This window comes from Actinoplanes sp. NPDC048988, assembly GCF_043197815.1.
In the GTDB taxonomy this organism is placed as follows: Bacteria; Actinomycetota; Actinomycetes; order Mycobacteriales; family Micromonosporaceae; genus Actinoplanes.
In genome coordinates this window covers 242,874-257,674 of record NZ_JBICTW010000015.1, presented here as the reverse complement: position 1 = coordinate 257,674, position 14,801 = coordinate 242,874, and the positions used below count along the sequence as shown (strand labels likewise).

At 67.9% G+C, this 14,801-nt stretch carries 10 protein-coding genes; 8 read left to right on the top strand and 2 right to left on the bottom strand.

All coding sequences use genetic code 11. The features are described from left to right. Positions 1-2: 2 nt before the first annotated feature. The 8 genes from ACGFJ7_RS35760 (at position 3) to ACGFJ7_RS35725 (ending at position 10,175) form a co-directional block, all read left to right on the top strand. Entirely contained in the window at positions 3-2,597 is a 2,595-nt protein-coding gene (locus tag ACGFJ7_RS35760; RefSeq protein WP_392646361.1) for a glycoside hydrolase family 78 protein, read from the top strand. 62 nt (positions 2,598-2,659) lie between these two features. Continuing rightward, a complete protein-coding gene (locus ACGFJ7_RS35755; RefSeq protein WP_360258321.1) occupies positions 2,660-3,673 on the top strand; it encodes a LacI family DNA-binding transcriptional regulator in 1,014 nt (337 codons plus the stop codon). A gap of 310 nt (positions 3,674-3,983) precedes the next feature. Beyond that, positions 3,984-4,886, top strand: a complete 903-nt coding sequence (locus ACGFJ7_RS35750) for a LysR family transcriptional regulator (RefSeq protein ID WP_360258323.1) — start codon at positions 3,984-3,986, stop codon at positions 4,884-4,886. A 131-nt stretch (positions 4,887-5,017) separates the two neighbouring features. Continuing rightward, positions 5,018-6,148: an FAD-dependent monooxygenase gene (locus ACGFJ7_RS35745; protein WP_360258325.1), complete on the top strand. Its 1,131-nt coding sequence runs from the start codon at positions 5,018-5,020 to the stop codon at positions 6,146-6,148. An 8-nt stretch (positions 6,149-6,156) separates the two neighbouring features. Further along, on the top strand, positions 6,157-7,095 hold the full coding sequence (locus tag ACGFJ7_RS35740; protein ID WP_360258327.1) for a VOC family protein: 939 nt from the start codon (positions 6,157-6,159) through the stop codon (positions 7,093-7,095). Next, positions 7,095-8,042: a fumarylacetoacetate hydrolase family protein gene (locus tag ACGFJ7_RS35735; RefSeq protein WP_392646359.1), complete on the top strand. Its 948-nt coding sequence runs from the start codon at positions 7,095-7,097 to the stop codon at positions 8,040-8,042. The genes ACGFJ7_RS35740 and ACGFJ7_RS35735 overlap by 1 nt, the downstream gene beginning before the upstream one ends. A 22-nt stretch (positions 8,043-8,064) precedes the next feature. Next, positions 8,065-9,210: an alpha/beta fold hydrolase gene (locus tag ACGFJ7_RS35730; RefSeq protein WP_360258331.1), complete on the top strand. Its 1,146-nt coding sequence runs from the start codon at positions 8,065-8,067 to the stop codon at positions 9,208-9,210. Beyond that, the gene (locus tag ACGFJ7_RS35725; protein WP_392646357.1) at positions 9,207-10,175 is read left to right on the top strand and encodes a cyclase family protein; all 969 of its coding nucleotides are present in this window, start codon (positions 9,207-9,209) and stop codon (positions 10,173-10,175) included. Before ACGFJ7_RS35730 ends, ACGFJ7_RS35725 begins: the two co-directional genes overlap by 4 nt. Before the next feature lie 1,096 nt (positions 10,176-11,271). Here the strand turns inward: ACGFJ7_RS35725 and ACGFJ7_RS35720 are convergent. Beyond that, on the bottom strand, positions 11,272-12,858 hold the full coding sequence (locus ACGFJ7_RS35720; protein ID WP_392646355.1) for a hypothetical protein: 1,587 nt from the start codon (positions 12,856-12,858) through the stop codon (positions 11,272-11,274). Positions 12,859-13,495: 637 nt separating this feature from the next. Then, positions 13,496-14,791 (bottom strand): SPASM domain-containing protein, encoded by a 1,296-nt coding sequence (locus ACGFJ7_RS35715; protein WP_392646353.1) that lies wholly within the window; start codon positions 14,789-14,791, stop codon positions 13,496-13,498. Between the last annotated feature and the right edge of the window lie 10 nt (positions 14,792-14,801).

Sequence of the window (14,801 nt, the reverse complement as noted above, 5' to 3'; positions counted from 1 at the left end):
ACGTGACAGAGCAACACCAGTCCGGCGTACGGGTCCTCGCGCCCCGCATCGAGCACCACACCGAGCCGCTGGGCATCGGCGAGTCCGCACCGCGGCTGTCCTGGCGGGTCGAGACCGCTGCGACCGGATGGCGCCAACAGGCGTACGAAATCGAAGCCGTCACCACCGACGGCGCGCACCTGTGGACCAGCGGCCGGATCGCCTCGCCCGACAGCGTTCTCATGCCGTGGCCCGGCCCGGTCCTGCGATCCCGCGATCGGGTCGGCGTCCGGGTCCGGGTCTGGCCGGCCGGCGACGAGACGCCCTCGCCGTGGAGTGAAGTCACCACGGCCGAGGCGGGCCTGCTCGAGCACCAGGATTGGAAGGCGTCCTTCATCAGCGCGCGCGAGCAGACGGCCGCGGTCCTGCTGCGCCGCGACTTCGCCGTCCGCGATGGCCTGGTCCGGGCCCGGATCTACGCCACCGCCTGCGGCGTTTACGAGCTCGAGCTCAACGGCGAACGCGTCGGCAGCGACGTTCTGGCGCCGGGCTGGACCAGCTATCACCATCGGTTGCGCTATCAGACGTACGACGTGACCGGTTTGCTCTCCTCCGGCCTCAACGCCCTCGGCGGCTGGCTCGCCGACGGCTGGTGGCGCGGCAGCCTCGGCTGGAACCGCGTCGCCGGCCGCTACGGCAACCGCACGGCCCTGCTGGCCCAACTGGAGCTCACGTACGCCGACGGCACCACTGAACTGGTGGTGACCGACGAGTCGTGGAGCGCCGCGAACGGCCCGATCACCCGGGCGAGCATCTACGACGGCGAGCACCACGACGCCCGGCTCCAGCCGACGGACTGGACTCCGGTGGAGCAGGTGGATCCCGAAGTCGGCGCCCTGGTCGCGCCGATCGGGCCGCCGGTTCGCCGCATCCAGGACGTCGCGCCGGTCTCCGTCACCCGCGTCGACGCCGAGACTCACCTGCTCGACTTCGGGCAGAACCTTCCCGGCCGCCTGCGGATCCGCGTGTCCGGGCCGGCCGGCACGACCATCGGGATGCGGCACGCCGAGGTCCTCGAGAACGGGCGTCTGAGCCTGCGCCCGCTGCGCACCGCCGACGCCCACGACGTTTACGTCCTCAACGGCAGCGGCATTGAGGTCTGGGAACCTCGCTTCACCTACCACGGCTTCCGGTACGCCGAGATCACCGGCTGGCCGGGCGAGATCAACCCCGGCGACGTCGTGGCCGTGGTCTGCCACGACGACATGACCCCGGCCGGCGAGTTCGACTGCTCCGACCCACTGGTCAACCGCCTGCACGAGAATGTCCGCTGGAGCATGCGCGGCAACTTCGTCTCCGTGCCCACCGACTGCCCGCAACGCGACGAACGCCTCGGCTGGACCGGCGACCTGCAAGTATTCGCCCCCACCGCGGCGTTCCTGTACGACTCCGCGGGCAGCATCGCCGACTGGCTGGCCGACGTCGACGCCGAGACCGGGCCGGACGGGCTCGTCCCGCTCTATGTCCCGCACATCGAGACTTCGTTTCCCCAGTTCCACTGCGCGGTCTGGGGCGACGTCACCACGGTGGCGCCCGCCGTGCTGCTGGATCGGGCCGGCGACGCGGGCCCGTCGGTAACCGGATACGAGACCGCCCGAGCGTGGGTGGAGGGCTGCCGGCGGCTGCTCGACGAGCACGACGTCATCTCCGACGGTCCGCAACTGGGCGACTGGCTCGACCCGGCCGCGCCACCGGACCGCCCGGGGCAGGCTCGCACCGACGCCTACCTGGTGGCCACCGCATATCTGGCGCACTCGGCCCGGCTGCTGTCCCGGCAGGCCCGGCTGATCGGCAAGCCGGACGACGCCAGCGCCTACGAGCACCTGGCCGACCAGGTCACCGCGGGCTTCCGCCGCGAGTTCCTCACCTCGGCCGGGCGATGCGTCTCCGACACCCAGACCGCGTACGCGCTCGCGATCTGCTTCGAACTTGTCGACGGTGACGAGCAGCGCCGGCACGCCGGGAACCGGCTCGCGCAACTCGCGCGGGACAACGCCTATCGCATCGGTACGGGCTTCGCGGGCACCCCGCTGATCCTCGACGCGCTCAGCTCGTCCGGCCACCTCGACGAGGCGTACCGGATCCTGCTGGAGAAAGGCTGCCCGTCCTGGCTGTACCCGGTGACGATGGGAGCGACGACCATCTGGGAACGCTGGGACAGCATGCTGCCCGACGGCAGTATCAACCCGGGCGACATGACCTCGTTCAACCACTACGCGCTGGGCGCGGTCGCCGACTGGCTGCACCGCGTCGTCGCCGGCCTCGCACCGGCGGCGCCCGGCTACCGCACGATGTCGGTCCGGCCGCAACCCGGCGGCGGGCTCACACACGCGTCCGCTCGGCATCTCACGCCGTACGGGCCGGCCTCGGTTGCCTGGCGCCGGGACGGCGCCGTCCTGCACGTCGACGTGACGGTCCCGCCCGGGTGCGAGGCGCGGGTGGACCTGCCCGGCGCCGACCTCGTCACCGTCGGCTCCGGGCGACACAGCTTCTCGCGGCCCTTCCGGGCGGCCGAGGACGACCCGGTCGCACCCGAGCCGCTTCCCTACAGGTTCTGATCGATGGCCTGCTCCCGTACGATCGGCGCACGGGAGCAGGCCGGTGGCGACAGGTGGACGACATGCGCGCGACGATCCGGGACGTGGCCCGGGTGGCCGGTGTCTCGGACGGCACGGTCAGCAACACCCTCAACCGCCCGCACCTGGTCACCGACGAGACCCGCGAGCGGGTACACCAGGCGATGGAGGCCGTCGGCTACATCCCCAACGCCTCCGCGCGGGCGCTGCGGGTGGGGCGCAGCCGCTCGATCGGACTGGTGGTGCTCGACGTCGGCAACCCGTTCTTCACCGACGTGGCCACCGGCGCGGAGGAAGCCGCCGCGGACGTGGGTGCGGACGTCGCCCTGTTCGACACGGGCCTGGGCGAGTACGACCGCGAACAGAGGCTGTTACGCCGGCTCACCGAGCGACGCCTCGACGGCCTGATCATCACCCCGCACGACGTCGAGGACCCCTTGCTGGCCGAGCTCGAGCAGCGCGGCACGCCGGTGGTCATCCTGGCCCGCGAGGTCTCCAGCCGCCGCCGTAGCGCGGTCCGCAGCGACGACGACTACGGGGGCGTCCTGGCCGCGGAGCACCTCATCGGGCTCGGACACCGCCGATTGGCGTACGCCGGCTGGCGTCACGACGAGCGCTATCAGGGCGCTGCACGTACGGCCGCCGCCGCTCAGGCCCAGCTCACCTGGCTGGAAACCGCCAACGCCGAGTTCGCCGACGGCCTCGCCGCTGGCGCACGCCTGGTCGCCATCCCGGCCGCCGAGCGCCCCACCGCCATCTTCTGCGCCAATGACCTCATCGCCGTCGGCCTCGTTCAAGAGGTGACCCGCAACGGCCTGCGTATCCCCGAAGACCTGGCCGTCGTCGGCTTCGACGACACCGACCTGGCCAGCGCCGCCTGCGCGGTCGAGCTCACCAGCGTTCACCAAGCCGCCGTTGACATCGGCCGGACCGCGGTCAAACAACTGATCCAGGAAATGAGCGACCCGGCGGTCGAGCACAAGGACATCGTTTTCACGCCCGAACTCGTCGTCCGCGAGTCGAGCACCGCCCGAATACTCGGTCGTTCCCGCGCCTGAAACAGGCCGGCACACAACGGTTGAACCGCCCGCCCCCGGTCCTGTCGTGGGTCCCAGAGGCGGGCGTGTCCGTTGGATCGGCGCCATTTCAATCGACTCCGATAATTCCCTAAAGCCGTTTTAACCTTCTGCCCAAGCAACGCCGGAATGGCGTTATCGCGGCAACGCAAAGAGTGCTCATGGCGTTGCTGAGCATTCCGTCGAAGAAAGAGGGGTGGTGGATTGACCCAGCTTTGATGACGGCGCAGAATCCGGCAAGCCGAACGTGCTGATAACCGGTATCCGTTGCATGGATGGAGCTCACCGAGCGATGACCCGCCACGTCGACCTGAACCTGCTGATCGCCCTCGACGCGCTGCTCAACGAGTGCAGCGTCACCCGCGCCGCCGAGCGCCTGGGCCTCAGCCAGCCGGCCACCAGCGCCGCGCTGGCCAAGCTGCGCCGGCACTTCGGCGACGAGCTGCTTATCCGGGCTGGCCATGGTTATCAGCTCACTCCGCTGGCCGCCCGGCTGATCGAGCGCACCGGCGCCGCCATCGCCGCGACCGACAGGGTCTTCGCCGACCAACCCGCCTTTGATCCGGCTCTCTCGGAGCGCACGTTCAGCGTGATCATGAGCGACTACGCGCTGACGGTGCTCGGTCCCGTGGTCGCCGCGATCGTCGACCGCCAGGCCCCGCGGGTACGGCTGCAGGTGCGTCCCACCAGCCGCGACAACGTCGACCAGGCGGCTGACGTCCTGCGCACCACCGACCTGCTCGTTCTGCCCCACGGCGTCGTCACCGATTTGCCGTACCACGACCTGTACGAGGACGAATGGGTCCTGCTGGTCGCCGAGGAGTCCCCGGCGCGTTCGCTGACCATGGAGCACCTGAGCCGGATGCCATGGATCATGACGTACCACAACGGCACCGCGGTCAGCATCGCCGCGCGTGAATTGCGCACGCACGGTGTCGAACTGAACATTCGCATGGTGGTGGAGAGCTATGCCGCCCTGCCGGCGCTGATCGCCGGCACCGACCGGGTTGCGCTCGTCCAGCGCCAGCTCGGCCGCGCGATGGCCGCCGGCCACCCGGTCCGCATGGTGGCCTGCCCGTTCGACGCCACGCCCTTGATCGAGGCCATCTGGTGGCACCCGATGAACGAATCCGACCCGGGGCACCGCTGGTTGCGCCGGTGCTTCGCCGAGGCGGCCGTGCAGGTTCAAGGCTGAGGCCAACGGCCGACGGCCTCGGGGGATCCGCCGCGCCTATACCGGCTATCACCGGATCGGGCTTCCGGACCTGGCGCGGCCGCGGCGAGAGTGGTGGCACTCACACCTCAAGCAACAGAGGAGTAACCCGAGTGCCCGCAGTTCGTAACGTCCTCGTGGTCGGGGCAGGCGCGGCCGGCGCCGCGACAGCCATTCTCCTCGCTTCCGGTGGCGTCTCGGTCGATCTCATCGACGCCAAACCCGACGCGGGCGCGTTCGGTTCCGGGATCACCCTGCAGGGCAACGCCCTGCGGATCCTGCGCCGGCTCGGCGTCTGGGAACAGATCTCCGAGCAGGGGTACGCCTTCAGCACGCTGGGCCTGCGCGCGCCGGACCCGCACGGGACGCTGATCGCCGAACTGGACGATCTGCGCACCGGCGGCCCCGAGCTGCCCGCCACCCTCGGCATGTACCGGCCGGATCTGGCCCGGACCTTGCTCACCCGCGCGGCCGAGGCCGGCGCCAAGGTCCGCTTCGACACCGGCTTCCGGTCGTTGGAGCAGGACGACGCCGGCGTGGACGTCACCTTCGCCGACGGCTCGACCGGCCGCTACGACCTGGTCGTGGGCGCCGACGGCATCCGTTCGGCGACCCGCCGCGGCCTCGGCATCGAGCTGGCGACCCGGAGCGTCGGGATGGGCATCTGGCGGGTCTTCACCACCCGGCCGGAGTCGGTCGTACGTACCGATCTGTACTACGGCGGACCGAGCTACATCGCCGGCTACTGCCCGACCGGCGACGACTCCCTCTACGCCTACATCGTCGAGGACGCGCAGGACCGCGGCGCGCTGACCCCTGAGCAGTCACTGGACGTGATGCGTGAGCTCGCCGGCGCCTACCACGGGCCGTGGGACGACATCCGCGCCACGCTGACCGACCCCACCCGGATCAACTACACCCACTTCGAGAGCCACCTGCTGGACGCGCCCTGGCACCGGGGCCGGGTCGTGCTGATCGGCGACGCCGCCCACGCCTGCCCGCCCACCCTCGCGCAGGGCGCCGCGCAGGCGCTCGAGGACGCCGACGTCCTCGCCGAGCTGCTGCTGGCCGCCGGCACCCTCGACGAGGCGCTGTGGCGCTCCTTCACGGACCGCCGTCATCACCGGGCCCGCACGGTGGTCGAAGGCTCGCTGCAACTGTGCGACTGGCTGCTGGCCGGCGAACGCGGCGACGTCCCCGGCCTGATGGGCCGCATCTCCCACCTGCTGGCCGACCCCGCCTGAGGAGCGTCATGGACGAACGACTGATCACCCACCTGCGGCACGTCGACCTGGCCGTGCCCGACTACGACAAACAGCTGGACTTCTACACCACCCTGTGGGGTCTCACGCCCGAGACCACCGACGACGGCCTGGCCTTCCTGGCCGCGGCCGGCTCACCCGAGCAGTACTCGGTCCGCCTGCGCCAAGCTGACGAGAAGCGCCTTGACCTGATCGCCTTCGGCGCGGCCGGCCCGGGGGACGTGGACACGCTCGCCGAGCGTCTCGGCCGCGACGGTGTGCGACTGGTCAGCGAACCCGGCACGCTGCACACCCCGGGCGGCGGCTACGGTTTCCGGTTCTTCGACAACGACGGCCGTACGGTCGAAGTGTCCTGTGACGTCGCCGTGCGCGCCCACCGCAAGGTGGAGGCCGGCGAGTCAGTCCCGGTCAAGCTGTCGCACGTGGTCATCAACTCGCCGAACCCCGAGGCGACCGTGGCGTTCTACCAGCGGCATCTGGGCTTCGCGCTGTCCGACACCCTCATGCACCCGCACATGGGCCAGATGATGTGGTTCCTGCGCACCAACACCTACCACCACAGCCTCGCGATCGCCCGCGGCCCGCACGTCGCGCTGCACCACGCCTCGTTCGAGATGCGCGGTATCGACGAGTACATGCGCGGCACCGGCCGGCTGCTGCGCGCCGGCGTGGAGAAGGTGTGGGGCCCCGGCCGGCACATGGCCGGCAACAACACCTTCAGCTACTTCCTCGACCCGCACGGCAACACCGTCGAGTACACCACCGAGCTGGAGCAGCTGGACGAGGACACCTGGCATCCACACCTCTACGACTTCACCGACCCGATGGTCAGCGACCAGTGGGGCACGGCGAACCCGATGACCGAGTTCGTGGCCAAGCAATCGTTCAACGATCCCGACCGCGGCATCTTCGTCGCCCCGCCGCTCTGATGCGCCTGGCCACCTTCACGTACGCCGGTGAACAGCACTGCGGGGTTGTCGACGGCGACGTCGTCCGCCCCTATGCCGCCAACCTCGACGCCCGTACGATCATCGCCGCTTGGCCCGACGCTCCCCCGCTCGGCGACGCTGTCCCGCTGACACAGGTGCGTCTGCGGGCACCGCTGAGCCCAGCCTCACTGCGCGACTTCGTGGCCTTCGAGGAGCACGTGAGCGGGGTGCGGCGCAGCGTCGACGGCGTGGCCGGGGTTCCGGACGCCTGGTACGACGCGCCCACCTTCTACTTCAGCAATCCGCACACGATCTACGGACCGGACGACGACGTGCCGTTCCCCGCCGCGTCCACGGCCCGTGACTTCGAACTCGAGGTCGCTGCCGTCGTCGGGCCGGCTGGCTCGATCTTCGGCTACACGATCTTCAACGACTGGTCCGCCCGCGACCTGCAGAGCCGCGAAATGCAGGTGCACCTAGGACCGGCCAAGGGCAAGGACTTCGCCGGCAGCCTCGGCCCGTGGATCGTGACCGCCGACGAACTGGAGCCCTACGCCGACCGCGACGGCTTCCTGGACCTGTGGTGCAGCGCCGCCGTCAACGGCGCCGAGGTCGGCCGGGATCTGCTGTCCAACATGGGCTGGAGCTTCCCGACCCTGCTCGCCTACGCCGGCCGCGACAGCCGACTGGTCGCAGGCGACGTCCTCGGCTCCGGCACGGTGGGAAACGGCGGCTGCCTCGCGGAGCTGTGGGGCCGCACCGGCCGCCAGGAACCGCCACCGCTGCGTGACGGCGACGTGGTCACCTTGACGGTGCAGGGCATCGGCAGCCTCACCAACCGGGTCGTCTCCGGCCCGTCACAGCCTTCACTCACAGCGGTCCGGCGGCGGGACCCGGCCGCGGCCCGCAGTGCGGCGGCGACGCCACATCCCTCCGATCCTCTGTGAAACATCGGAAAGGCAGTAACGAATGTTCGAGTACTTCCCGGGCAACTACGTGTGGAACCTCAGCGTGGTCGCCACCCTCAACAGCGGCGGGCTCATCGATGAGGTGGATCGGGCCTGCCGCCCGATCCGGGAACTGGCCGCCCAAGGCTCCGACGTCGGCACCCGCGAGCTCATGGCCTCCTGGGCCGCGGTCGCCGAGCAACTCGCCGGGCAGGCCGCGGCCGACGAGACGGCCGGGCACACGCGTACGGCCGGGCAAAAGTATTTGCGGGCGGCGAACTACCTGAGCCAGGCCGAACGGATGCAGAGCGCCCACTCCCCCGACCGCGCCGCCGTCTATCAGCGCTGCCTGGACCTCATGCAGAAGGCCTTCGACCTGATCGACCCGGCGACCAGCCGGGTGCGGGTGCCCTTCGAGACGACGACGCTGCCTGCCTACTTCACCGACGCAGGCCCCGGCGCCCCCTGCATGATCATGTGGAACGGCCTGGACTCCACCAAGGAACACATGTACGCCGCCGGCTTCAGCCAGGAACTGGCCGCCCGGGGCATCTCCACACTCATGGTGGACTGCCCGGGCAGTGGCGAAGCGTTGCGCTTCGGCGGGCTGACCGCGCGGGTCGAGACCGAGGACTGGGCCGCGGCCTGCGTCGACTACCTGCTGGAACGCGGTGACGTGAACCCGGCCCGGATCGGCCTGGTCGGCTGGTCGCTGGGTGGCTACTACGCGCCGCGGGCCGCCGCGTTCGAGAAGCGGCTCGCCCTGTGCGTCGCGTGGGGCGCCAACCACGACTGGGGTGCCGTACAGAAACGCCGCCTGGACCGCGAGGGCGAGAACCCGGTCCCGCACTACTGGGACCACGTGCTGTGGGTGTGGGGCGAGACCGACCTCGACACCTTCATCAAGAAGGCCGAGGCGGTCAACCTCGACGGCGTCGTGGAGCAGATCACCGTGCCGTTCCTGATCGCTCACGGCGCCAACGACCGGCAGATCCCCGTGACGTACGCGCACCGCTCCTACGAACAGGCGGTCAACAGCCCCAAACGGGAGTTGCGGGTGTTCACCGCCGACGAGGGCGGCGCGGAACACATCGGCCTGGACCACCTGCCGTACGTCAGCGTCTTCATCGCCGACTGGATCGCCGGCACCTTCCGGGAGCTGCCGTGAGCCTCGACCGCACCGACCCGGCCGGCGCCATCGCCGCGGCCGCCAAACGCTGCTCCAACTGGGGACGGTGGGGCGCTGACGACGTACGCGGCACGATGAATTTCCTGACCCCCGCCAAGCGCAAGCAAGGCTCGGCGCTGGTCCGTCGCGGGGTGTCGTTCTCGCTGGCCCAGTCGTTCGACATGGACGGCCCGCAGAAAGGCTGGCGCCGCCGGACCAACCCCGTGCACACCATGCTTGACACCGGCACTGACGCCGCCGCCGGCATTCAAGGTTTCCCGCACGGCCTCGGCGGCGCCGACGACATCATCGCCATGCCCCTGCAGTGCTCGACGCAATGGGACGGGCTCGGTCACATCTTCGACCACGGGATCGCCTGGAACGGCCGGCCGGCCGGGGAGGTCGTCACCAGCCTGGGCGACGCGGTCACCGGCATCGAAACGGTGGCGGACGTCATCGCCGGGCGCGGTGTCCTTCTCGACGTGGGGCGCACGATCGGCACCGACGGAGAACTACCCGACGGATTCCCCATCACCGCCGAACATTTACGCGCCACCATCGACGAGCAAGGGCCGACCTCGAAAGTCGCAACCGGCGACATCGTGCTGGTCCGCACCGGCCAGCTCGCCCGCGCCCGCCGCGACGGCTGGGGTGACTACGCCGGCGGACCGGCACCGGGCCTGTCGTTCACCACAGCGGAGTGGCTGCACGACACCGAGATAGCCGCGATCGCCACCGACACCTGGGGATTCGAAGTTCGCCCTAACGAGTTCGACGACGCGTTCCAGCCGCTGCACCAGGTCGCCATCCCACACATCGGCCTGTTCCTCGGCGAGATGTGGGACCTCGACGCTCTCGCCGAGGACTGCCGCGCCGACGGCGTGTACGAGTTCTGGCTGAACGCCGCTCCCCTGCCGATCACCGGCGCCGTCGGCTCTCCAGTCAACCCGATAGCCGTCAAGTGATCGCATCACGGCTGATTTGTTCTCAGGTCAGCTCGAGGAGGGCCGGTCAAGCCGTTGCGCGGTCATAATGCCGACGACGACCGCGCCCATGCATGTCGGGCCAGCGAATCGTCGTGGTGGTCGACCCGCCGCCGTAGCCAATCTGTAGGTGATCGGTCGTTCATTGGCAAATGAGCTACGCAGGTTCGGCCCCTCAAAGCTTGCTCGTACCAGGCTGGGCCGCATCGCCAAAGGCATCCTAGGAACCTAACCTGAACCTATTCTGTCAAGTGTTTGGAATGCGACGGCGCGTCCGACACAATGAGTAAGCAATAACTGCGCACAAACTCCGCTTCGCCGCTTACTATCGTCGAGAGGCGCCCAGCAGAGACCGCTGACCCCCACACTGCCAGTCGCATTACAATTCGGTTAAGCACTGCCAGCCTATGTCTAGATGTACACGAGAACGGACAGAACGGCACCGCCGTGCCGCCCGATTTCGTCCAGTCCAGGGGAAGTTGATCAACGCTGTGACCAGGCGTGTGACCACGACCAATCAAGTGCGGCAGGTGTTATTTGGTCCGTCGCCATTCCGCAAGGCTCAAAGTATCCGTATTACGGTGCTCATGAACGGCAAATGCCGGAAACGGATATGGCAGAGGCCTGCCGCTCGGCGCAAGGTGCAGGTAGCTTTGCAGGATCGAGCACTTGACACCCGATGAGGACCACGGCCCTCCCCTGCCGACGAGAGCCGCTTCCACTTTGGAAGCCTCACGTTGGCTAGATTCTAGTCCCTTCCCCCGATCCTCGCGTCTCTCGCTTCCTTCGCAAGTCGTCGAAGGCAGGCGCGGCCTTTCGCTCCTCATTTCCGCAAATCCAACGGTCGAACTTAGAACGTCGCGAGGTTGACAGCGGGCAAGTAAATAAAAGGTCCTGGTTAGACAGCGCCTCGCTGTCGCCATGGATCCATCCCTCGGCAGCTATTTTCTCGGCTGATGAACGCGATTTAGTAGACGACCCAACGCTGGGGAAGATCTCGTTCGATCGGCGAGACTCAAACGAAAACCGATTGTCCCCAATGATCCGCTGTTCCATATAATTTCGGCTCGGCGACGAGTCATCGAGCTCCGCGGACGAGACGCAATGCCTCGACCATTCGTTCTTCCTCCGCGGTGGTTAAGCCTGGCATTGCGCCGTCGATCAATTCGTTGAGCCGGCCGTACGCCCACCGGCGGAGGTCTTCGTCTGACTGACCGGGCGACGCGGGGAGCACTTGGTTTAATTGATGAGCAGCGACGCGGGAGTGTACTCCGGCGCGGATCCAGCCCAAGACCTCCGGTGTGCTGGCGCCTGAACGCACTGCAAGTGGAAGCAGCGTCAGGGTTCTGAACGCATCATCTGGAAGGTGCCTCGGGCCATTGGAGTCATGTTCGCGGCCCAGCGTGGTGATGGCGGCGAGTACACCGGCGACTAGGGTTAACCCGAATCGGAAGGCGTCGCTGGTGATCGCGATGGTTCGTGGTATTGGGTCTTGTGGGCCGCGCTTGGCGCTGGCGGCGACGGATTTTGCGTGGATGTGGTCGGCGATCGAGATGATCGGGTCGCCGACGAGCCGAGCCCGTAATGCGGTTCGGTAGGCGGCCCAGGAACGGGTGCGGACGGTGTTGTCGTCGGAGTAGATGTTCGCGAGCCGGCTGGTGCCGTACGGAGCGTTGGGTAGAAGCCGCCGGAGTTGTGGTCCGGAAAGTTGGCTGAGGAGGTCGAGCATCACGTCGGCCCAGTCGGGGATGGTGTCCGGCCCAGGGGCAGCGGTGAGCTGGGCACGCAGTCCGTGATAGAGCGAAGCGGTTTCAGGCAGTGCGATGCCGGATTGATGGGCTGCTAGGGCAACCCATGATGGTGCGTCGGCGGCTTGGAGGAACGCATTGCCGGCAGTCGCGAGGCCGCGGGTGATCTCGGAGACGAGAGGTTCGGCGTGAGCTCGGTGCACGGCCCAGGTCTTGGCCACAACTTGGCGGGTCTCATCTTCGTCGCTGTCTTCGAAGGTGAGGAAGCTGAAGGCGGTATGTTCGGCGGCAGTCAGGGTATCGACGGCGAGCTCGCCAGAGATGACGTCGGCGATGAGGCCGTCCAGAGCGCTGGTCAGTTCAGAGGAAGCGTCTTCGTCTTGGAGGAATTCCGCTCGTTGGACTGCTTTGTGGGCGTCAGCGGCGGAGCTCAGGACGAGGGCTTTGTTGGGTACGACGACGGCCATCGAGCGGGGCGCGATGTGAGCGCGTCCGGCTCGTCCGATCGCGTTGAGCAACTGTGCTCGGGTCTGGTCACGGCGTTGCTGAAGGCTGCTGGTGGTGTCATAGCCGATTTCGGTTCCGCCGATGACGACGGCGGTGGCTGGCAGGTTGAGGCCCTGTGCCATGGTTCCGGTGGCGTACATGGCGGTGGCGTTGCCGAGCTCGAAGGCGATTTCGCTGGCTCGTTGCTCTTCCCGTAGTAGCGCGCTGGTGTGTACGGCTACGCCATGTTGCAAGTGATCGCGTAGCGCCGATGGCGCGCCGAGTTCGATATCTGCGAGGTACAGGAGGGCTTCGACAACGTTGACTTGCTTTCGCCGATTGCTACGCCGAGCACGCCAGACTGCACGTAAGTGCTTACTGAGTCCAAACCCTGCCGGTTCGGAGTCTCGTGAATCTCGCTTAGCGTGCACACTCGGCCGTCTACGCACGAGGTCTCGCGCCGGGCGTTGAGAGTTAGGAGCGCGTGTCCCACTCCTTCGCCCATCCATGCGTTGCGGCGGGTATCGCGGAACAGGCGTTCCGCCTTGGTAGTGAAGGAGTTGTGGCTACCGATCAGTGGCCCCACCGTTCGGCGGATCTCCTCGCGCTGGTCGACGCCCTCCGCCAGCATGTCCTGCGATAGCTGGGCGTCCAGTTGGACCGCGCCGGACAACGCGCCCACCAGGTAGCGGCCGAGGGCGACAGGAACCGCAGCAGAGTCGACCCCGGTGACGGCGACGACGGTATGACTCGACGCTGCAACGCCTGGATGGAAGACGACGTGCCTTTCGAGGTCGTCAACGGCCGCAGTAAGTAGATCGATGACGCCACTAAACGCACTCGCTGCGCAGCTCCCGCCAGCCCTGCTCGCCGGCCAGCCTGGCCTGTCGCTCTCGGCCGCCGCACTTTGGTCCAAAGCGGTGGGCGCCGACCGAGGGGACTACACCAGCCTGCGGCACGGACCGACGAAATTCAGTCACAAATAGCGCAGCCTCCGCGAATCTGCTCGTTGTTGCGTAGGCCTCTTCTAAATCTGACCGAACGACTGCGCTAATCCCTTGGAGCGGATCACGCCTGCTGTCCGGGAGCGGGCCTTGGTTCCCGGCGTAGAACGTCGCGCACCGCCGGATAGTCCAGCGGCACCAGTGTGCCGCCGGGCGGGCGGCGGCTGTCGATCCCGGCCATCTCGGGAGTCCACGGAACCGACACGTTCTCCGGGCCGCTGCGCCGGGTCAGCGGTGTTCCGGCCGCCGAGGTGAGGAGGCCCGCGGCCCGATCCGGGTCGAGGAGATGCTCGAAGTCGATGTACCGGTGCGCGTAGGAATATCGGCACGGCGCGAACCTGTCGGAGATACGCCCGCTCAGGTGCTGTTCGCGTACTGCCACCCAGTCCGGGCCGTTCCAAATTTGTTCAAACGAGCTGTCACGTAGGCTGCCCAGGGTATAGCGCTCAGTGCCGATCATGTGATCGCAGAAGCCGACGCCGCCGTCGTAGCTGACGTACGCGTAACTCCACGGATGCATGCACGCCGGCCGACGCACAAGCTCAGGGATCGCCAGCGCGGTGTCCGGGGCGCTCCCTACCTGCACGATTACACCCAGGTCGCGCGCCCGACGCGCCATGTCCTCGTAGGCGGTTTCGGTGCGACGCAGATCGTGGCGCAGATGCACCGGATCGCTCAGGTGAGTGACAATCGGGTGCACTACGACCCTGCCCACACCCAGATCTGACGCGAGTTCCACGATGCCCGGCAAATCGTGCAGGTTTTCCAGACTGGCGACCGTGTTGAAGTGCACGGCGTCGCGCGGAGCGCCGTAGCGGTCCCGGGCATCGACCAAAGCAGCAACGGTGGCACGCAACCTCTCGATCGTTCCGCCAGCACGTAGGCTGGCGAACAGTTGCGGATCGGCAGCATCGCAGCTGACCGCCACGATGGCATGCGCACGCATCATGAAGTCCCAGATGGCGGGCCGATTGATTTGGCCGTTCGTGACAAGCCGCAGTTGCACGCGGTGTTCGGCGGCGCGGGCTACAGCGCGAGCGAAGTCCGCCAGAACGGTGCTCTCGCCCCAGCCGCGAAGATCGACGATGTGTGCGGTGGGGAACAGCTCGGCGGCAGCCCGGTCAAATAGCTCCCAGGCCAGGTCCCGAGACGAGTCGTACTCGCCGGCGGAACGGCACATCGGGCAGTGCAGGTTGCAGTTCTGCGTGAGCTCGATGAAGACGGCGAGCGGACGGCTAATCAGGCGTGTCTCTCCGGCTGCATGCTCCCGCAAATTCAATTGCTGATTGTCTATGCGCCGCTCGGTGAGCTCGAACGGCTGTGCCGTCACGTCCAGCAGACTGTCATCAGTGCGAGCCATGGTGGGTTCC